General features: G+C 62.1%; 16 protein-coding genes. 8 read left to right on the forward strand and 8 right to left on the reverse strand.

What is annotated here, in order from left to right; all coding sequences use genetic code 11:
* Positions 1-126: 126 nt before the first annotated feature.
* The 5 genes from LNV23_RS22910 to LNV23_RS22930 all read right to left on the reverse strand — a co-directional run bounded on the left by LNV23_RS22910 (position 127) and on the right by LNV23_RS22930 (position 6443).
* A complete protein-coding gene (locus LNV23_RS22910) occupies positions 127-1668 on the reverse strand; it encodes a 2-isopropylmalate synthase (protein WP_263565091.1) in 1542 nt (513 codons plus the stop codon).
* Between the two features lie 212 nt (positions 1669-1880).
* Positions 1881-2708 (reverse strand): CDP-diacylglycerol--serine O-phosphatidyltransferase, encoded by an 828-nt coding sequence (gene pssA, locus LNV23_RS22915; protein WP_263520964.1) that lies wholly within the window; start codon positions 2706-2708, stop codon positions 1881-1883.
* Between the two features lie 171 nt (positions 2709-2879).
* Entirely contained in the window at positions 2880-3896 is a 1017-nt protein-coding gene (gene ilvC, locus LNV23_RS22920; RefSeq protein ID WP_263520937.1) for a ketol-acid reductoisomerase, read from the reverse strand.
* 84 nt (positions 3897-3980) lie between these two features.
* Positions 3981-4472: an acetolactate synthase small subunit gene (ilvN, locus tag LNV23_RS22925; protein WP_102769762.1), complete on the reverse strand. Its 492-nt coding sequence runs from the start codon at positions 4470-4472 to the stop codon at positions 3981-3983.
* A gap of 168 nt (positions 4473-4640) precedes the next feature.
* Complete coding sequence (locus tag LNV23_RS22930) at positions 4641-6443, reverse strand: acetolactate synthase 3 catalytic subunit (protein ID WP_263565092.1); 1803 nt, start codon at positions 6441-6443, stop codon at positions 4641-4643.
* A gap of 270 nt (positions 6444-6713) precedes the next feature.
* Here LNV23_RS22930 and LNV23_RS22935 point away from each other — a divergent pair, with 270 nt between their 5' ends.
* The 5 genes from LNV23_RS22935 to LNV23_RS22955 are packed head-to-tail and all read left to right on the forward strand — an operon-like array spanning position 6714 to position 9578.
* Entirely contained in the window at positions 6714-7280 is a 567-nt protein-coding gene (locus LNV23_RS22935) for an RNA polymerase sigma factor (RefSeq protein ID WP_263565093.1), read from the forward strand.
* On the forward strand, positions 7277-7729 hold the full coding sequence (locus LNV23_RS22940) for a DUF3619 family protein (RefSeq protein ID WP_263565094.1): 453 nt from the start codon (positions 7277-7279) through the stop codon (positions 7727-7729). The genes LNV23_RS22935 and LNV23_RS22940 overlap by 4 nt, the downstream gene beginning before the upstream one ends.
* A gap of 12 nt (positions 7730-7741) precedes the next feature.
* Positions 7742-8650, forward strand: coding sequence for a DUF3106 domain-containing protein (locus LNV23_RS22945; protein ID WP_263565095.1), 909 nt, complete (start codon positions 7742-7744; stop codon positions 8648-8650).
* A 3-nt stretch (positions 8651-8653) separates the two neighbouring features.
* On the forward strand, positions 8654-9187 hold the full coding sequence (locus LNV23_RS22950) for an RDD family protein (RefSeq protein WP_263565096.1): 534 nt from the start codon (positions 8654-8656) through the stop codon (positions 9185-9187).
* A 10-nt stretch (positions 9188-9197) separates the two neighbouring features.
* On the forward strand, positions 9198-9578 hold the full coding sequence (locus tag LNV23_RS22955; RefSeq protein WP_263565097.1) for a diacylglycerol kinase: 381 nt from the start codon (positions 9198-9200) through the stop codon (positions 9576-9578).
* Positions 9579-9634: 56 nt separating this feature from the next.
* On the opposite strand, the gene LNV23_RS22960 is transcribed toward LNV23_RS22955, so the two are convergent.
* Positions 9635-9973 (reverse strand): P-II family nitrogen regulator, encoded by a 339-nt coding sequence (locus tag LNV23_RS22960; RefSeq protein WP_102769755.1) that lies wholly within the window; start codon positions 9971-9973, stop codon positions 9635-9637.
* Positions 9974-10009: 36 nt separating this feature from the next.
* On the reverse strand, positions 10010-11698 hold the full coding sequence (locus tag LNV23_RS22965) for an NAD+ synthase (protein WP_263565098.1): 1689 nt from the start codon (positions 11696-11698) through the stop codon (positions 10010-10012).
* Between the two features lie 13 nt (positions 11699-11711).
* Between LNV23_RS22965 and LNV23_RS22970 the strand changes: the two genes are divergently transcribed.
* On the forward strand, positions 11712-12878 hold the full coding sequence (locus LNV23_RS22970; RefSeq protein WP_263565099.1) for a GNAT family N-acetyltransferase: 1167 nt from the start codon (positions 11712-11714) through the stop codon (positions 12876-12878).
* 126 nt (positions 12879-13004) lie between these two features.
* Here LNV23_RS22970 and ppa read toward each other — a convergent pair whose 3' ends face one another.
* Positions 13005-13547 carry an inorganic diphosphatase gene (gene ppa, locus LNV23_RS22975; RefSeq protein ID WP_263565100.1) on the reverse strand — a complete coding sequence of 181 codons (543 nt, stop codon included), beginning with the start codon at positions 13545-13547 and terminating at the stop codon, positions 13005-13007.
* A 294-nt stretch (positions 13548-13841) separates the two neighbouring features.
* On the opposite strand from ppa, the gene LNV23_RS22980 reads away from it, so the two are divergent.
* Positions 13842-16019, forward strand: a complete 2178-nt coding sequence (locus tag LNV23_RS22980) for a sodium-translocating pyrophosphatase (RefSeq protein WP_263565101.1) — start codon at positions 13842-13844, stop codon at positions 16017-16019.
* A 176-nt stretch (positions 16020-16195) separates the two neighbouring features.
* On the forward strand, positions 16196-17050 hold the full coding sequence (locus tag LNV23_RS22985) for a J domain-containing protein (protein ID WP_263565102.1): 855 nt from the start codon (positions 16196-16198) through the stop codon (positions 17048-17050).
* Positions 17051-17188: the final 138 nt, after the last annotated feature.

Genomic DNA, 17188 nt, shown 5'->3' on the forward strand with positions numbered 1-17188 from the left:
CTTGCAGTTTAGGTGAAAGGAAAAATACACGCAAGATCAATCGCTTAGCGCTGACTCTTCAAGCTGAACTTGGATGCCCTCGAAATGCAGGTACCAGGCCCGGGGCCACGGGCCTGGTGCGCCCGCTCAACCCTGCGCGGCCACCCGCTCGGTCTTGCTCTGCAGCTTGTTCAGCGCACTCAAATATGCCTTGGCCGAGGCCACGACGATATCGGGATCAGCCCCGACACCATTGACCACCCGCCCGGCATGTTGCAGGCGCACAGTCACCTCGCCCTGCGATTCTGTGCTGCCGCTGGTGATCGCATTGACCGAATAGAGCACCATCTCGGCGCCACTTTGAACCTGGGATTCGATGGCGCGCAACACCGCGTCGACCGGCCCATTGCCATCACTCTCGGCGCGATGCTCTTGTGAGCCGGCAGCGAACACCACGCTGGCGTGCGGCTTCTCGCCCATCTCCGAGCGCTGGGACATGGCCACCAGTCGGAAATGCTCGTGCTCGGAGGTGACCGACTCGTCCATCACCAGGGCGATGATGTCTTCGTCGAAGATTTCATTCTTGCGGTCGGCCAGATCCTTGAAGCGCACGAAGGCGGCATTGACTTCCGCCTCGGACTCCAGAGCAATGCCCAACTCTTGCAGGCGCTGCTTGAAGGCATTGCGGCCGCTGAGCTTGCCCAGCACGATCTTGTTGGCACTCCAGCCCACGTCTTCGGCGCGCATGATTTCATAGGTGTCGCGCGCCTTGAGCACGCCGTCCTGATGGATGCCGGACGCATGGGCGAAGGCATTGGCACCGACCACGGCCTTGTTGGGCTGGACCACGAAACCAGTGGTTTGCGAGACCAGGCGCGAGGCGGCGACGATATGGCTGGCGTCGATATTGCAGTCCAGCCCGAAATAGTCACGGCGGGTCTTGACTGCCATCACCACCTCTTCGAGAGAGCAATTGCCGGCCCGTTCGCCCAGGCCATTGATGGTGCACTCGATCTGGCGCGCGCCACCGATCTTCACGCCAGCCAAGGAGTTGGCCACCGCCATGCCCAAGTCGTTGTGGCAATGCACGGACCAGATCGCCTGATCCGAGTTGGACACGCGCTCGCGCAGAGTCTTGATGAAGTTGCCGTAGAGCTCGGGAATGGCGTAGCCCACGGTGTCCGGGATGTTGATGGTGCGCGCGCCTTCCTTGATGACCGCCTCGACCACCCGAGCCAAGAAGTCAGGGTCGGAACGGTAGCCATCTTCCGGCGAGAACTCGACGTCATCGGTAACATTGCGAGCGAAACGCACCGCCTGAATCGCCTGCTCCAGCACCTGCTCGCGCGTCATTCGCAGCTTCTTCTCCATATGGAGCTCGCTGGTAGCGATGAAGGTGTGAATGCGTGAGCGCGCCGCACCCTTGAGCGCCTCGGCGGCGCGAGCGATGTCGCGGTCATTGGCGCGAGCCAGGGAGCAGATGGTGCTTTCACGCACGGCATCTGCAATGGCCTTGACGGCCTCGAAATCGCCATTGGACGAAGCCGCAAACCCGGCCTCGATCACGTCCACCCGCAGACGCTCAAGCTGACGCGCAATGCGTAGCTTCTCGTCCTTCGTCATCGAAGCGCCGGGCGATTGCTCGCCGTCGCGCAGGGTGGTGTCGAAGATGATCAGCTGGTCAGCCATGAGGGTCTCCATGTGGCTTGGGTTGATGAAACAAACGAACTGCGAAAACAAAACGGCCCGCGAAGCAGAAGCTTGGCGGGCCGGTGTGATGTGCGAAAACTGTTCTGTGAAGACGTGCGCGATCAGCGGGCCCGAGGCTCGATGGCTAGTAGCAGCGCGAACGCAGTCGTCTTCAACATGGCTTGCAATATAGCACGCGAAACCGGGGCCACTCAGTCGTGCAAGCCCTTTTCATCGGGCTCGTCCGTCGACGTGGCGATCACGCTGACCGGTTTGCCTTTCATGCGCTTGTAGCCATACACCACATAGCCCGAGAGGCCATAGACGCAGAACAAGCCGAACAGCACGCGCGGCGGGTCAATATTGATAACGGCAATCCCGAGCGCAATCGCGACGATGACAATGAAGGGCACCGAACGCTTGAAGCTGACGTCCTTGAAGCTGTAGAACGGCGCATTGGTCACCATGGTCAGGCCGGCATAGAGCGTGAAGCCGAAGGCCACCCAGGCCAGGGAGGGCGTGCTGTGAATGGCCTTGTAGCCGGCATCATCCATCACCCAGACCAGGCCCATGACCAAGGCTGCCGCGGCGGGGCTGGGCACGCCCTGGAAGAAGCGCTTGTCGACCACTGCGATATTGGTGTTGAAGCGCGCCAGACGCAGAGCTGCCCCGGCCATATAGACGAAAGCCGCAAACCATCCCCATTTACCCAGGCCGGACAGAGCCCAGATGTAGAGGATCAGCGCCGGCGCAGCGCCGAAGGACACCATGTCGGAGAGGCTGTCCATCTGCTCGCCAAAGGTGCTTTGGGTGTTTGTCATGCGCGCCACACGGCCGTCCAGGCTGTCCAGCACCATGGCCGAAAAAATGCCGTAGGCCGATTGCTCGAAGCGCCCATTCATCGCCATGACGATGGCGTAAAAGCCACTGAACAAAGCCGCGAGGGTAAAGAGATTGGGCAGGATATAGATGCCCTTGCGGCGCGGACGCACAGGCTCGTGCACCTCGATGTCGTCATCGTCGGGCAAGGCCGCGGGCATGGGATTCTTGGGATCGGTCATGGGGCGCAAGGATACAACAGGGACCGGAGGCAAAAAAGCCGCGAACAGGTCGCGGCTTTGCGGCTTAGAGCGCTCAGCCAGTCCACACAAGATGTGGACTGGCCTTCGGATGGCGTCGGACAGCGCACAGGCGCTGTCCTCGGTCCATCCTCAGTTCTTGGACTGATCGACCAGGCGGTTCTTCTTGATCCAAGGCATCATGGCGCGCAGCTTCTCGCCCACTTGCTCGATCGGATGCTCGGCCGTCAGGCGGCGGCGGCTCAGCAGGGTCGGTGCACCGGCCTTGTTTTCCAGAATGAAGCTCTTGGCGTACTCGCCGGTCTGGATGTCCTTCAGGCACTGACGCATGGCGTTCTTGGTTGCCTCGGTCACCACACGCGGGCCAGTCACGTACTCACCGTACTCGGCGTTGTTGGAGATCGAATAGTTCATGTTGGCGATACCGCCTTCATAAATCAGGTCGACGATCAGCTTCAGTTCGTGCAGGCACTCGAAGTAGGCCATCTCGGGCGCGTAGCCGGCTTCGGTCAGGGTTTCAAAGCCAGCCTTGATCAGCTCCACAGCGCCGCCGCACAGCACGGCTTGTTCGCCGAACAGATCGGTCTCGGTCTCTTCGCGGAAGTTGGTCTCGATGATGCCGGCCTTGCCGCCGCCGTTGGCGGAGGCATAGCTCAGGGCCAGATCGCGGGCGCGGCCGGTCTTGTCGGCGTACACAGCGATCAGGTGGGGCACGCCGCCACCCTGGGTGTAGGTGCCGCGCACGGTGTGGCCCGGGGCCTTGGGCGCGACCATCCAGACATCCAGATCAGCGCGCGGCGTGACCTGGCCGTAGTGCACATTGAAGCCGTGAGCGAAGGCCAGCGAAGCGCCGGGCTTGATGTTGGGCTCAACTTCGTTCTTGTAGACCTCGGCGATCTGCTCGTCGGGCAGCAGGATCATGACCACATCGGCGGCCTTCACGGCCTCAGCGATTTCGGCCACCTTCAGGCCGGCGTTCTCGGCCTTGGCCCAGGACGCGCCGCTGCGGCGCAGACCGACGGTGACCTTGACGCCGCTGTCGTTCAGGTTCTGTGCATGGGCATGGCCTTGTGAGCCGTAGCCGATGATGGTGACGTTCTTGCCCTTGATGAGGCTGAGGTCGGCGTCCTTGTCATAAAAAACGTTCATGTCGGTCTCCAGAAAAATTCAGTGAATCGGTCGAAAAAAGAGGGGTGGGTACTGCCAGATGGGTCTGATGAAATCGGGCGTCATCTACAGGCGCAGAATGCGCTCGCCGCGGCCGATGCCGCTGGTGCCGGTGCGCACCGTTTCCAGGATGGACGCGCGGTCGATCGCACCGATGAAGGCGTCGAGCTTGCTGGCATCACCGGTCAGCTCGATGGTGTAGGTCTTCTCGGTCACATCGATGATGCGGCCGCGGAAGATGTCGGCGGTCCGCTTCATCTCTTCGCGCTCCTTGCCGACCGCGCGCACCTTGATGAGCATGAGTTCGCGCTCGGTGTAATTGCCTTCGGTCAGGTCCACGACCTTGACCACTTCGATCAGGCGGTTCAGGTGCTTGGTGATCTGCTCGATCACCTCGTCCGAACCGGTGGTGACGATGGTCATGCGCGACAGCGAGGCATCCTCGGTCGGCGCCACGGTCAGGCTCTCAATGTTGTAGCCGCGGGCGGAGAACAGGGCGACGACGCGCGACAGCGCGCCCGGCTCGTTCTCGATGAGCAGTGCAATGATGTGTTTCATGGGTGTGGTCTCGTCCTTCGCGCTCTTCAAACCGGCGGCGGTAACCGACGGCTCTTGGCCACGCTCTTCGATGGATGGAAACAGGTGCGAGGCTTGGGCGGAGTGCTGCGGGCGAGGCCTTTGACATCAGCGTGGTAACGCTGACGCCCAGGCCCTGCCCTCAAGCACTCACAGGTCCTCGGATCCCAGGCGCATTTCCGAAATACCCTTGCCCGCCTGGACCATGGGCCAGACGTTCTCGGTCGGATCGGTGCGGATGTCGAGAAAGACCGTGCGATCCTTCAAGCGCATGGCTTCGCGCAGCGCGCCTTCGACATCACCAGGCTTTTCGACCAGCAGGCCGACATGGCCGTAGGCCTCGGCCAGCTTGACGAAATCGGGCAGCGCTTCCATATAGCTGTGGGAGTAGCGCTTGCCGTAGTCGAGCTCCTGCCACTGACGCACCATGCCGAGGTAGCGGTTGTTCAAGGCGACGATCTTGACCGGCGTCTTGTACTGCTGGCAGGTGGACAGCTCCTGGATGCACATCTGGATGCTGCCCTCGCCGGTGACACAGAACACGTCCGACTCCGGCTTGGCCAGCTTGATGCCCATGGCGTAGGGCAGGCCCACGCCCATGGTGCCGAGGCCGCCGGAGTTGATCCAGCGGCGCGGTTCTTCGAAGCGGTAGTACTGAGCCGCCCACATCTGATGCTGACCCACATCGGAGGTGATGTAAGCATCTCGATCCTTGGTCAGATTCCACAAGGTCTCAACCACCATCTGCGGCTTGATGACTTCGGTGGACGGCTTGTAGACCAGGCAATCGCGTCGACGCCATTCATTGATCTGGCTCCACCAGGCATTGATGGAAGCCGCATCGGGCTTGGCCTGCGCCTCCTTGATCTGGAAGATCAGCTCTTGCAGCACGTCCTTGACGTCACCGACGATGGGGATGTCCACGCGCACACGCTTGGAGATCGAGGACGGGTCGATGTCCACATGGATGATCTTGCGCTCGACCTGGGCGAAGTGCTTGGGGTTGCCGATCACGCGGTCATCGAAACGAGCGCCCACGGCCAGCAGCACATCGCAGTGCTGCATGGTCATATTGGCTTCGTAGGTGCCGTGCATGCCCAGCATGCCCAGGAACTTGGGGTCACTCGCGGGAATGGCGCCCAAGCCCATCAAGGTGTTGGTGCAGGGGTAGCCCAGCAGATTGACCAGCTCACGCAGCTCGGCCGAGGACTCGCCCAAAATGACGCCGCCGCCCGAGTAGATGTAGGGGCGTTTGGCCTGCAACAAGAGCTGCACCGCCTTGCGGATCTGGCCCGAATGGCCCTTGCGCGCAGGGTTGTAGGAGCGCATCTCCACATGCTTGGGGTATTCGAAGGCAGCGCCCAGCTTGGCCATGGAGACATCCTTGGGGATGTCCACCACCACCGGGCCGGGCCGGCCTGTGCGGGCGATGTGGAAGGCCTTCTTCATCGTCATGGCCAGATCGCGCACATCCTTGACCAGGAAGTTGTGCTTGACGATGGGCCGAGTGATCCCGACGGTGTCACATTCCTGGAATGCATCCAGGCCGATCGCCGGCGTAGGCACCTGGCCGGTCACGATCACCATGGGGATCGAGTCCATATAGGCCGTGGCGATGCCGGTGATGGCATTGGTCACGCCCGGACCCGAGGTCACCAGGGCCACGCCGACATCGCCGGTGGCGCGGGCATAGCCGTCGGCGGCATGCACGGCAGCCTGCTCATGGCGAACCAGAACGTGTTGGATGGTTTCCTGTTTGTACAGTGCGTCGTAGATGTACAGCACCGCGCCGCCGGGATAGCCCCAAAGGAATTGAACACCTTCGGCCTGCAGGCAGCGAACCAGGATCTCGGAACCATTAAGTTCCGACAAGGAGGGGGAATTTGAGGAGTGAGGCTGCGTACGACCATCCGAGGCCGCAACGCGCTTGACTTCCGCGCTAGACATGTCCATTTCGAACCTTTGTGAATTTCTCTAACGAAAAACCATCGGTGTCCCTTCTCGCACCCTTGTGAGGTGGACTCGGAACCTGCGCGATCAAAAAACTTGGCACCCGGGTCGGGCAAGCCAGTCTGAGACCAGTGACTTCATTGTGCGAAGCAGCATTATGCACCGACTTGGGAGCGCCTTCGTCGACTTGCCTGCCTAGACCGCCGCCGCCGCGCCACGCAATGCGATACTTCGCGCTGTTTTGCCAGTCCGGGCTTGCCGCCCTCCCCCTCCTTGGCCACCGACAAAGAACTCAACGATTTCCTGCGCAGCGTCGACCAACGCGCGTTCAAGCGCACCGCCTACATGGTGCGTGACGACGATGCCGCGCTGGACATCGTCCAAGACGCCATGATCCGCCTGGCCGAGAAGTACTTCGACCGCCCGGCGGCCGAACTGCCGCTGTTGTTCCAACGCATCCTGTCCAACGCCACCATGGATTACTTCCGGCGCAAAAAGGTGCGCAATGGGGTGATGCAGAACATGTCGGACTTCGAAGGCAGCGGCGAAGACGGCGACTTTGACCTGTTGGAAATGCTGGAAGGCCAGGATGGAGCACTTGGCGCCTTGAGCGCCGCGGACGAGGTCTCACGGGCCCAGATCTTGCAGGTCATTGACGCGGAAGTGGCGGAACTGCCGGCGCGTCAACGGGAAGCCTTCCTGCTGCGTTACTGGGAGGAACTGGATGTCGCGGAGACCGCCAGCGTCATGGGATGCTCGGAAGGCAGTGTTAAAACTCACTGCTCCCGAGCCACACATGCATTGGCAAAATCGCTGAAGGCCAAGGGAATCACACTATGAACACGTCGAAGCACTCACAGTTTGCGCAAGAGCTGGACGCCCGCGTGGCACGTTTCGGCCTGCGCGTGGCCGCTGGCTTGAGCGAACGCAGCCAGGCCTTGCCGGCTGATGTCAACGAACGTCTGCGTTTCGCCCGCGAGCAGGCCATGCTCAAGGCGCGCGAGGCGCGTGCCGCGCAAGCGGAGCTGGCCCCCAGCACCCGCGTGGTGCGCGCGGGCGCCGCCCTGGCCCTTTTTGGGGGCGCGAGTTCGCCGCGCTGGCTGAAGTTCGCCTCGCTGATGCCACTGTGCATGCTGGTGCTGGGCCTGGCGCTGATCCAGCATGGCCAGTTCTACGAACAAATCTTGGCTGCTGCTGAGGTGGACACCGCCTTGCTGGCCGACAACCTGCCACCCTCGGCCTACAGCGACCCGGGCTTCTCTGAATTCTTGAGCGACGAGCAAGACTGACGGATGCGCACCTTGGTTTCTCTGAAAAGCGCGTCCGTCCGACCTGAACTCGCCATCCTCTGCCGCGACATGGCCGCGGCTGTCCTGTTGAGCTTTGGCGCATCGGCCGTGCTCGCGCAAGCCCTGCCCGCCGACGCTGCCAGCGCAACTCTGCCGGTCACAGCCGCCCTGCCAGCAGCGAGCGCCGTGCCCGCCCCCAAAGCCCTAGCCCCAGCACAAGCCGCGTCTGCAGCCAAACGCAACACTGCCCCCATCCTGGGTGCCGGCACCGCTTTGCTGCCGCCGGCCTGGCAAGGCCTGAGCGCCACGCAAAAGAAAATCCTCGCCCCGCTCGAGCGCGACTGGGACGGCCTGGACGCCGGGCGCAAGAGCAAGTGGCTGGAAGTCGCCCAGCGCTTCCCGGCCTTGCCGGCGGAAGAGCAAGCGCGCATGCAAGAACGCATGCGCGACTGGACCCGCCTCAGCGCAGCCGAGCGCCAGCTAGCACGAGCCGGCTTTCAAGCTGCCGCCCAACAGCTGAACCCAGGCGACCGCCAAGCCAAATGGGAGGCCTACCAGGCCCTGCCGCCCGAAAAGCGTCAACAGCTGGCCGACAAGGCCGCCAAGAAACAGGCCCCGAAAAAAGTCGGCGTGCCGACGGCGGCGGCCATCGAGAGCCAGAACAAGTCCAATCTAGTGCCGGCTCTGCCCAAGAACCTGTCGGTCAAGCCGGTGGCTCCGTCGCTGCTGCAAGCCAAGCCCGGGGTCAGCACCGTGCTGATCACACAAACGGCGCTGCGCCCGAGCCACCAGAAAGTAGGCCAGACCAAGGTCTGGGCTGACCCCAATCTGGTCGACAGCAAGACCTTGCTGCCCAAGCGACAAGCGGCCACCAGCACGCCCATTCCGACTCCTGCCGCCCCAGCCGCTTCAGCCTCTTGACTCATGAGCGACTCTGATTCCTCGACACCCGCATTGCCGCGGGCGCCTGGCTTGGCGCGACGCCTGGCAGCCTTCATGTACGAGGGCATTCTGCTGTTCGCCGTGGCCATGGCGACCGGCCTCGTCTATTCCCCGCTGGCCCAGCAGCGCCACGCTCTTGAGCACCGAAGCGGCTTGATGCTGGCTCTGGCCTGCAGCTTCGGCGCCTACTTCGTCTACTTCTGGAGCCGCAGCGGCCAAACCCTGCCGATGAAGACTTGGCACATCCGTGTGCTGCGCCTCGATGGCCAGCCCCTGAGCGTGGGCCAGGCCTTGCTGCGCTATGTCTTGAGCTTCGCCTGGTGGCTACTGCCCGTGATGGCCGCGCTGCAGATGCGCCAACATGGCCTGGGCTTTGGTGCCATTAGCGTGGTGGGCCTGCTCGGCCTGCTGGGCTATGCCGCGCTGAGCCGGGTGCTGCCTGGCGGGCAGTTCCTGCATGATGTGATCGGCCGCACCCAGCTGATCACCCAGGTACCCACGAAAAAATCCAAGTGAGCACCCCGAGATGAGCAACCCGCACAAGGGCCGTACCGGCATCGACCGCATCATCCATGCGGCCGGCTATTCCATGTCCGGCCTGAAGGCGGCCTACACCGAGGAAAGTGCGTTTCGCCAGGAGGTCTGGCTGCTGATCCTGGCCACGCCGGCCGCCTTCTGGTTGGGCGAGGGCTGGGTGCAGGTGTCGCTGCTGCTGGGCTCGCTGCTGCTGGTGCTGATCGTCGAGTTGCTGAACTCAGGCATCGAGGCCGCGATCGACCGCGTGTCCTTCGAGATCCACGATCTGTCCAAACGGGCCAAGGATCTGGCCAGTGCCGCTGTGCTGCTGGCCCTGCTGCTGTGCGTCGGCGTCTGGGGCGCGGCCTTGTGGCACCGTTTCGTCGTTTGACCCAGCGCTGCCGCGCGCCTCACGGCGGCCACGGCGCGGATCACTGACGAGACAACTCAGACCGCGGCTTCGTCGGTCTCACCGGTGCGGATGCGCACCACCTGCTCGACCGGGGTGACAAAGATCTTGCCGTCGCCGATCTTGCCGGTCTTGGCGGCCTTGAGGATGGCGTCGATGCAGCGCTCCACATCTTCATCCTTGACCACCACCTCCACCTTCACCTTGGGCAGGAAGTCCACCACGTACTCGGCGCCGCGGTAGAGCTCGGTGTGGCCCTTCTGCCGGCCAAAGCCCTTGACTTCGGTGACGGTCAAGCCCGATGCGCCCACCTCGGCCAGCGATTCGCGGACTTCGTCCAGCTTGAATGGCTTGATGATGGCAGTGATCTGCTTCATGGACGGATGCTCCTGGAAAGATGGGGACCTGAGGATTTAAGCACGGAACTTCGAGGTAATCGGATAGCGCCAATCCCGCCCGAAAGCGCGATGGGTGATGCGAATGCCAATGGGCGCCTGACGTCGCTTGTATTCGTTGATCTTGATCAGCCGGGTCACACGCTCGACATCGGCCGGATCAAAGCCCGCCGCGACGATCTCGGCCAGAGACTGATCCTCTTCCATATAGCGGGCGAGGATGGCATCCAGCACCTCATAGGGCGGCAGGCTGTCCTGGTCCTTCTGATCGGGGCGCAGCTCGGCCGAGGGCGGCCGGGTGATGATGCGTTCGGGGATGATGGGGCCAACCGTGCCATCGGCACGCCGCGTGGGCTTCTCGTTACGCCAGCGCGCCAGGCGGAAGACCAAGGTCTTGGCAACGTCCTTGATGACGGCAAAGCCACCGGCCATATCGCCGTAAAGCGTGCAGTAGCCGGTCGCCATTTCGCTCTTGTTGCCGGTGGTCAGCACGATGGAGCCGAACTTGTTGGACAGCGCCATCAGCAGGGTGCCGCGAATGCGAGCCTGGATGTTTTCCTCGGTCGCGTCCAGCGGCAAGCCCTGAAACTCGTCAGCCAGGCTGGTGTTGAAAGCCTCGAACATGGGCACGATGGATTTTTCGTCGTAGCGCACACCCAGGCGCTCCGCCATGTCGCGGGCGTCGATCCAGGAAATATCCGCCGTGTAGGGCGAAGGCATCATCACCGTGCGCACCTTGTCGGCACCCAGCGCATCGACCGCAATAGCCAACACCAGGGCCGAATCGATGCCGCCGGACAGGCCGATCAAAGCCCCCGGGAATCCGTTCTTGTCGATGTAGTCGCGCACGCCGATGACCAGCGCGCCCCAGGCTTGGGCCTCCAGCTCCGGCAGGGGCAAGACCTGACCCTGGACGTGACCCTGGGCATCCAGTTCGATCAGCAGCAGATCCTCTTCGAACATGGCTGCCCGCGCAGCGAGCTGGCCCTGGGCGTCGAGCGCGAACGACGCACCATCAAACACCACCTCGTCCTGCCCACCCACCAGATGAGCGTAGAGCAAGGGCAAGCCCACATCGGCCACCCGCTCGGCCATGCGCGCTTCGCGCTCAGCCACCTTACCCAGATGGAAGGGAGAGGCATTCAGCACGCATAGCACCTGGGCGCCGGCCGCCTTGGCGGCGCGGGCAGGTTCGTCGAACCAGGCGTCTTCGCAGATGTTCAAGCCAAAACGCAGACCGCCGACGTCAAAGACCAGAGGCGCCTCGCCCGCATCACGACCCGAGACGAAATAGCGCCGTTCGTCAAAGACCTGGTAATTGGGCAGCTCGCGCTTGGCATAGCTGCGCCAGACCTGTCCCCCTGCCAGCACTGAGGCCGCATTGAAGCGCGCCGGCACGGCCCAGCTCTTGGACCTAAGATCCACCTCACCCTCGCGTTGCAGTGGATGACCGACAACGACATGCAGGCCCAAGCAATCGGCCAGTTCGCTGGCGATCCACTGCAGCTGCTCATGGCAGGCCTGCATGAATGCAGGCCGCAGCAACAGATCTTCGGGCGGATAGCCGCACAGGCTCAGTTCGGGGGTCAGCAAGAGCTGGGCGCCGGACTCATGGGCGCGGCGCGCGAACTCGACAATCTTTTTGGCGTTGCCCGCGAGATCACCGACGGTGACATTGATTTGCGCAAGCGCGACTTTCACGGACATGGGCCTCACACAGATGAAAACTAGCTCGGCCGATTATGTCATCCGGGTCCATTCCGACCTGCAGGAGCTGCCTCTCGACGCCTGGAATGCCTTGCTGGCCGGGCAGGCCCAAGCCACGCCTTTCATGCGCCTGGAATACCTGCAAGCGCTGCAGCAATCGGGCAGCGCCACGGCCGCAACCGGTTGGCAAGCGCAGTTTCTGAGCGTCTGGCAGGGCGAACGCTTGATCGCGGCCTGCCCGGCCTATTTGAAAAGCCACTCCTACGGCGAATACGTGTTCGACTGGGCCTGGGCCGATGCCTACCAACGCCACGGCCTGGACTACTACCCCAAGCTGCTGGTGGGCGTGCCCTTCACCCCGGTGCCCGGCGCTCGACTGCTGGCCGCGGACGAGTCCGCGCGGCAACTGCTCCTGGATGCGCTGCTGACTCTGGCGCGCCAACAATCGCTGTCCTCTGCGCACATCCTGTTCGCGAACGAAGCGGAGCAGACGGCGGCAAGCGCGGGCGGCTGGATGACGCGCAGCGGCGTGCAGTTCCATTGGAGCAATCGCCTTGAGACGCCCTACCGAGACTTCGAGGACTTCCTCGCCTCGCTGCAGCGCGAGAAGCGCAAGAAGATCCAGCAAGAGCAGCGCAAGGTGCGCGAGGCCGGCGTGAGCTTCGAAGCACGCCAGGGCACGGAGATCCAAGAGGCGGATTGGGATTTCTTCTACCGCTGCTACCAGCTGACCTACCGCGCCCATCACAGCCAACCCTATCTGACTCGTGACTTCTTTCGGCTCATGGCCCAGTGCATGCCCGAACACTGGCTGCTGTTCATCGCCCGGCTCGAGGGGCAGGCGGTGGCCGCCTCACTGATCGCGCTGGACCCCAAGCAGCACGTGGCGTTTGGACGTTACTGGGGTGCGACCGAATCCATCTCCTGCCTGCACTTCGAAGCCTGCTACTACCAGCCCTTGCGCTGGTGCATCGCCCAGGGCTACAAGCGCTTCGAGGGTGGCGCGCAAGGCGAGCACAAGATGGCGCGGGGCCTGATGCCGGTCAGCACCGGCTCCAGCCACTGGCTGGCGCACCCGGATTTCAGCCAGGCGGTGGCGGAATTCCTTGGGCGCGAGGGGCAAGCCATGCATGCCTATGTCAACGAGCTGGAATCGCACCAGCCTTTCAAGCCCAGCTGAGCCCCGCCCGGCGCTTGCCGTCCTCAAGGGCCAAGAAAAAAGCGCCGGCACAGGTCTGTGCGGGCGCTTTTGCGGCTGCGGGCTGAGCGCACCGATGCTGAGGACCAAGCCTCAGCCTGAACAACCTCAGGCCTTGGCCTGAGCCTTGGCGTAGTTCTCGATGCCAGTCAGAATTTCAGCCTTGGCGGCTTCAGGGCCTTCCCAGCCTTGCACCTTGACCCACTTGCCTGGCTCCAGGTCCTTGTAGTGCTCGAAGAAGTGCTGAATGGCGTTCAGGCGCATCTTGTTCACGTCTTCGGGTTTTTGCCAGTGGGTGTACATCGGCAGGATTTTTTCGATGGGTACGGCCAGCAGCTTGGCGTCGCCGCCTGCTTCGTCTTCCATCTTCAGCACACCCACCGCGCGGCAGGTCACCACCACACCTGGGGTCAGCGGGTACGGTGTCACCACCAGCACATCCACCGGGTCGCCGTCATCCGACAGGGTCTGCGGGATGTAGCCGTAGTTGCAGGGGTAGTGCATGGCCGTGGTCATGAAACGGTCCACAAACATGGCACCGGTTTCCTTGTCGACCTCGTACTTGATCGGGTCGGCGTTCATCGGAATTTCGATGATGACGTTGAACTGTTCGGGCGCCTTGGCGCCGGGGGTGACGTTGTGCAGGCTCATGATTCTCTTGGTCTAACGCGAGGGGAAACCCGGATTCTAAGGGCTGCGCTTACACCGCCGTGACAGCGGTGGCGCAAGCTGCAACACCAGCGCTTGCAGCACACCGCTGGGTCTGGGCGTCAGCGCATCGTTTACCCGCAAACACTGGGTAAACACCCAGAGCGCTCGATTGCTTTACGCAAAGCCCATCCCGTAGCATCAAATGCAGCGACCTGAGCCGCCACCGTGCAGGTCTGGCGTAGGGGCATCGAGGCGCATTCCGATTTGGCAGTAACACCAACAGGAGACCCGTTCATGACGACCCAATTGGCGCTGTACTTCGCGCTGGCCTGCGGCATTGCCGCAGTCTTGTATGGATTCATTCAAAGAAGCTGGATCCTGAGCCAGGACGCAGGCAATCCGCGCATGCAGGAAATTGCATCCGCCATCCAACAAGGTGCTGCAGCCTATCTGGCAAGGCAATACAAGACGATCGCCGTGGTGGGCATCGTTCTGGCCATCCTGATCGCTGTCTTCCTCGACAACATCACGGCGGTCGGATTTGTACTCGGCGCCGTACTGTCCGGGGCCTGCGGCTTCATCGGCATGAATGTATCGGTTCGCGCCAATGTACGCACTGCACAAGCCGCCACCAAAGGGATAGGCCCGGCATTGGACGTGGCCTTTAAAGGCGGAGCCATCACCGGCATGCTGGTCGTTGGCCTGGGATTGCTTGGCGTCAGCCTGTTTTTCTGGTTCCTGAGTGGCGGAGAAAACGTAGACCCGGCCACCCTCAAACCCCTGCTCGGCTTTGCCTTCGGATCCTCGCTGATTTCAATCTTTGCCCGCCTCGGCGGCGGCATCTTTACCAAGGGCGCCGATGTCGGTGCAGACCTGGTGGGCAAAGTCGAAGCAGGCATCCCCGAGGATGACCCGCGCAACCCGGCCGTCATTGCCGACAACGTGGGCGACAACGTCGGCGACTGCGCAGGCATGGCCGCCGATTTGTTCGAGACTTATGCCGTCACCTTGATCGCCACCATGGCACTTGGCGCGTTGGTCGTCAAAGTTGCAGCCATGCAAGCCGTGCTGTACCCCCTGCTGCTGGGCGGCGTGTCCATCATCGCGTCCATCATTGGCTGCAGCTTTGTCAAAGCTTCACCAAGCATGAAGAATGTCATGCCGGCACTTTACAAGGGACTGGCCGTTGCCGGCGTGCTGTCGCTGATCGCCTTCTACTTCGTCACCAATGCCGTCATGCCCGACGACGCACTAGGTGCAGACACCCGCCTGCGCCTGTTTGGCGCTTGCGCTGTGGGCCTGATTCTGACGGCAGCCTTGGTGTGGATCACCGAGTTCTACACCGGCACCCAGTACTCACCCGTCAAGCACATTGCCCAAGCGTCGACAACGGGCCACGGTACCAACATCATTGCCGGCCTGGGGGTGTCGATGCGCTCCACAGCTTGGCCCGTGCTCTTTGTTTGTGCCGCGATCCTGGCGGCCTACCACCTGGGCGGTCTCTATGGGATCGCCATTGCCGCCACCTCCATGCTGAGCATGGCTGGCATTGTGGTTGCACTCGATGCCTATGGCCCCATCACCGACAACGCGGGCGGCATTGCGGAAATGGCAGAACTGCCAGCGAGCGTGCGCGATGTGACGGACCCCTTGGATGCGGTTGGCAACACCACCAAGGCTGTGACGAAAGGTTATGCAATCGGTTCCGCTGGTTTGGCCGCACTCGTGCTGTTTGCGGACTACACCCACTCTCTCGAGAGCCGCGGCCTGAGCGTCAGCTTCGATCTCAGTGACCCAAAGGTCATCGTCGGCCTCTTCATCGGCGGACTGATTCCCTACCTGTTCGGCGCTATGGCCATGGAAGCCGTGGGACGTGCGGCTGGCGCCGTGGTCGTGGAGGTGCGCCGCCAGTTCCGAGACATCAAGGGCATCATGGATGGCAGCGGCAAGCCCGAATACGGTACGGCCGTTGACATGCTGACAACAGCCGCCATCAAGGAAATGATCGTTCCTTCCTTGCTGCCTGTAGTCGTGCCCGTGCTGGTGGGCTTGCTGCTGGGCCCCGCTGCCCTAGGCGGCCTCCTGATGGGCACAATCGTCACCGGCCTGTTCGTTGCAATCTCTATGTGCACTGGAGGTGGCGCGTGGGACAACGCGAAGAAATACATAGAAGACGGGCACCATGGTGGCAAGGGCTCAGAGGCTCACAAAGCCGCAGTCACGGGTGACACGGTCGGTGACCCATACAAGGACACCGCCGGTCCGGCCGTCAACCCACTGATTAAAATCATCAATATCGTTGCCTTGCTGATCGTGCCTTTGCTTCCTCTGCCGACCAACGGCGGGGCATCTCATGCAGCGCCCACTGCGGTCAGCGCAGGAGCGTCTACCGAGCAGGCAAGCAATCCAGCAGCCACGGCAGTCTTGAGTGCTCCCGCAGTTGCAGCAAGTCAGACAGCCTCACAGCCGTAAGCCTCCACTACCTTTCATTTGAAGAGTGCAGAGTAGGCTGAGCAACAAATCTCCGCCTCACATCCGGGTTAGCCCCGACATAAAACAGCCCCGCACGGGGCTGTTTCCTTTTTCCGAAGTTGTCCTGAGGCGCCACAATCAAGCCGTTGCCCAGCTCACATTTTCAACCCGATGCCATGAACAATTCAGCGCTTTCAAGGCATGGCCTGGAACGTCGCCACGCTCAGTTGCAAGAGCTCCAGCGCTATTTGCAAACACAGGAGTCTGAGTTTCATGAACTGCATTCACAGCTCACTGCGTTCGTCGACCGTTACGCTGCCACTCTAGGAAGCGCCTATCTAGAACTCGACGCCCTTGAATCGCAGTTGCACACTGCAACGCAATACTTGGCCGATGCGTTGCGCCGCAACGGCATAGATGCACGGACCCCGCGAGCACCGCAGGCGACCGCCCTGCCATCTATTCCCAAGCTCCCCGCGGCCGCGCCGCTACCAGCGGAACCGACCAATGGATGCATCGACCTGCCGCCCCCGAGCTTAAAGACCCTGTATCGCCGCGCTGCGATGCGCCTTCACCCGGATTTCGCCAGCAATGAACACGAACGGCAGCGGCGAGAACAAGCCATGATGCTGGTCAATGAAGCCTATGCGGCAGAACGGCGCGGTCAACTGGAGGCGCTCCTGTTGGCCAATGGCGAGGATCCGGTCAAGGTCACTGGTGGAAATGCCGACGCGCTTCGAAACTGGTTGTCGCGCTGCGAAAGCTCTGTACAAGGCCGCCTGCGCGTCGTCCAAGCTCACTTGATTGCGCTGCAAGCCCACCCCATGCACCAACTCTGGCAAGCTATCCGCCGAGCTGAAACTATTGGATTGGACCCCTTCAGTGTGATGATCCAGCGATTGCAAAGCCAAATCAGCGAGCGCCGCCAGGAGCTCTACATTGGCCAACGACTCCAACCCGAACCAGGCTTGGCCGAAGACTTTCTGCGCCGCCGAATCGAAAGAATGGGGGCCAGCATAGGAAGCATCTAGCCAGATCAGTGCAAGTGCAGTGGCACCTATGAATTCCAATCAACGGAATCTTGCCCTCCGCGGGCGAAGAAACCAGATTGCAATGGCGGACCTGTCAAACCCGTAAAGCAAAACGCCCCCGATTCTTTCGAACCGGGG

It is taken from the genome of Kinneretia sp. DJ1R-11 (genome assembly GCF_025717595.1).
Classification (GTDB): domain Bacteria; phylum Pseudomonadota; class Gammaproteobacteria; order Burkholderiales; family Burkholderiaceae_C; genus Paucibacter_A.

What these genes read in the sequence shown, in the direction of transcription:
- LNV23_RS22910 (WP_263565091.1), bottom strand. Translation starts at nt 1,668, where the DNA reads ATGGCTGACCAGCTGATCATCTTCGACACCACCCTGCGCGACGGCGAG.
- pssA (WP_263520964.1), bottom strand. Translation starts at nt 2,708, where the DNA reads ATGCCCGCGGCCTTGCCCGACGATGACGACATCGAGGTGCACGAGCCT.
- ilvC (WP_263520937.1), bottom strand. Translation starts at nt 3,896, where the DNA reads ATGAACGTTTTTTATGACAAGGACGCCGACCTCAGCCTCATCAAGGGC.
- ilvN (WP_102769762.1), bottom strand. Translation starts at nt 4,472, where the DNA reads ATGAAACACATCATTGCACTGCTCATCGAGAACGAGCCGGGCGCGCTG.
- LNV23_RS22930 (WP_263565092.1), bottom strand. Translation starts at nt 6,443, where the DNA reads ATGGACATGTCTAGCGCGGAAGTCAAGCGCGTTGCGGCCTCGGATGGT.
- LNV23_RS22940 (WP_263565094.1), top strand. Translation starts at nt 7,277, where the DNA reads ATGAACACGTCGAAGCACTCACAGTTTGCGCAAGAGCTGGACGCCCGC.
- LNV23_RS22950 (WP_263565096.1), top strand. Translation starts at nt 8,654, where the DNA reads ATGAGCGACTCTGATTCCTCGACACCCGCATTGCCGCGGGCGCCTGGC.
- LNV23_RS22955 (WP_263565097.1), top strand. Translation starts at nt 9,198, where the DNA reads ATGAGCAACCCGCACAAGGGCCGTACCGGCATCGACCGCATCATCCAT.
- LNV23_RS22960 (WP_102769755.1), bottom strand. Translation starts at nt 9,973, where the DNA reads ATGAAGCAGATCACTGCCATCATCAAGCCATTCAAGCTGGACGAAGTC.
- LNV23_RS22965 (WP_263565098.1), bottom strand. Translation starts at nt 11,698, where the DNA reads ATGTCCGTGAAAGTCGCGCTTGCGCAAATCAATGTCACCGTCGGTGAT.
- LNV23_RS22970 (WP_263565099.1), top strand. Translation starts at nt 11,712, where the DNA reads ATGAAAACTAGCTCGGCCGATTATGTCATCCGGGTCCATTCCGACCTG.
- ppa (WP_263565100.1), bottom strand. Translation starts at nt 13,547, where the DNA reads ATGAGCCTGCACAACGTCACCCCCGGCGCCAAGGCGCCCGAACAGTTC.
- LNV23_RS22980 (WP_263565101.1), top strand. Translation starts at nt 13,842, where the DNA reads ATGACGACCCAATTGGCGCTGTACTTCGCGCTGGCCTGCGGCATTGCC.
- LNV23_RS22985 (WP_263565102.1), top strand. Translation starts at nt 16,196, where the DNA reads ATGAACAATTCAGCGCTTTCAAGGCATGGCCTGGAACGTCGCCACGCT.